3 protein-coding genes are annotated in these 1,567 nt (G+C 72.5%); all 3 read right to left on the bottom strand.

The genetic code is table 11. The features are described from left to right. Positions 1-773 (bottom strand): HAMP domain-containing protein (locus tag BJF88_RS18600; RefSeq protein ID WP_139316122.1); only part of this gene is annotated, 773 nt, incomplete at its 3' end. Between the two features lie 187 nt (positions 774-960). After that, the gene (locus BJF88_RS19300; RefSeq protein WP_139316121.1) at positions 961-1,158 is read right to left on the bottom strand and encodes a hypothetical protein; all 198 of its coding nucleotides are present in this window, start codon (positions 1,156-1,158) and stop codon (positions 961-963) included. Between the two features lie 138 nt (positions 1,159-1,296). Then, a partial coding sequence (locus BJF88_RS16365; protein WP_075829572.1) for a methyl-accepting chemotaxis protein occupies positions 1,297-1,567 on the bottom strand: 271 nt, incomplete at its 5' end.

The raw sequence follows: 1,567 nt of genomic DNA, 5'->3' as shown, positions 1-1,567 counted from the left end.
CAGGTTCGCGACCTTCGCCGCCTCGTTCGAGTTCTGCGCGATCTCCCGGATCGACGCCCCCATCTCCTCGGCACCCGCAGCCACCGTCCGCACGTTCTGCGACACCTGCTCCGCCGCCGACGCGACCACGCCGGCCTGGGCCGCGCTCTCGTCCGAGCTCGCGGTGGACCGGGCGGCGCTCTCCCCGAGCGAGGCGGCCGTGGCGGCGACGGTCTCCGCGGACGACACGCGCCCGCGATGAGCTCGCGCAGGTTCGCCTGGGTGCGCTCGAGGTCCACCGCGAGGCGTCCGAGCTCGTCGCGCCCGGTCACGCCGGAGGAGACGGTGAGGTCGCCGTCGCCCACGGCCGCCAGGCTCGCGGACACCGCCCCGATGCGGCGACTGATGCCGCGTGCCACGACGTAGGCCAACCCGGTGGCGACCACCGCACCCAGCGCGGCGACGAGGAAGGTCAGGAGGATCGACCGCGCGGCAAGATCGTCGGTGGCCGCAGCGAGCGCGGAGGCCTCCTCGCCCTGGGCTGCGGTCTCGACCTGGATGGCGTCGATGGCGTCCGAGATCAGGACGTCGACGGTCTCACGGAAGTAGGCGGCGAACCCCACGCTGTCCCCAGCGTCGGCGAGGGGCAGCAGGGTCTCGTTCGACGCGGTGTAGAAGTCGTCGAGAGTGGCGACGATCGTGTCCACGTCGACCTGGCTCACCGCGTTCGGACGGTACGCCTCGATCTGCGAGTCCAGGTCGATCCTGCGCTCCGCCAGCTGCTCTCGCAGCATCGTCCGGGTCTCGGGTGTGGCGATGCCGTACTCGGCGATCCTGGCGCGGTCCCCCTGGAAGCGCGCTGGATCTCGGTGAGCTGCTGCAGCGGGGTGACGTTGCCGCCGTACATCGTGGCGGCGTCCGTCCGGAGCTGCAGCATCGAGCTGAGCGCGACCGAGGTGATGACGGCAGCGACGACCACCATCACCAGCACCGACGTGAGGATCTTGACCAGCACGGGGCGGTCGGCCCAGGCCGACGACGCGGCTCCTCGCCGCGTCGGTGGTCGTCGGGCCCCGGCACCCCGCCCGCGGCCGGCACGTGGCCGGGCGCGAAGGACGGTCGGACGGGCGCCGCGGGCGCGGGGACGGCCGTGCGCGGCGGGTCGATCAGCTGGGTCACGTGAGATTCCTTCTCCTGGTGCGGAGCCCCCTGCGGGCTTCCGGTGACGTCCCCCCGGGCCTGTCGCCGCGTCGTGCGGCCGGGCCCGAGGGGGTACTGCGTGGTAGGTCGGTCGAAGCGACCGGTGGTCGTGCTCCGTCAGTAGGCGAACTGGGCTGCGCGGGCGCGCAGCTCGGTGGACATGCGGGAGAGCTCGGTGACGGACGAGCGGATCTCCTCGAGGACCTCGGCGGTCGTCGTGGTGGCCGACGCGATGCCCGTGATGCTGTCGGCGATCTCGCCGGCCCCGGTGGCGGACTCCTGGACGCCGCGCGACATCTCGGTCGTCGTCGCGCTCTGCTCCTCCACCGCCGAGGCGATGGTCAGCTGGTAGTCGTTGATCTGCCCGATGATCTGCGTGATCTCCGCG

The sequence above is a fragment of the Cellulosimicrobium sp. CUA-896 genome (assembly GCF_001942335.1).
GTDB lineage: Bacteria > Actinomycetota > Actinomycetes > Actinomycetales > Cellulomonadaceae > Cellulosimicrobium.
This window is presented reverse-complemented; position numbering and strand designations above follow the sequence as displayed.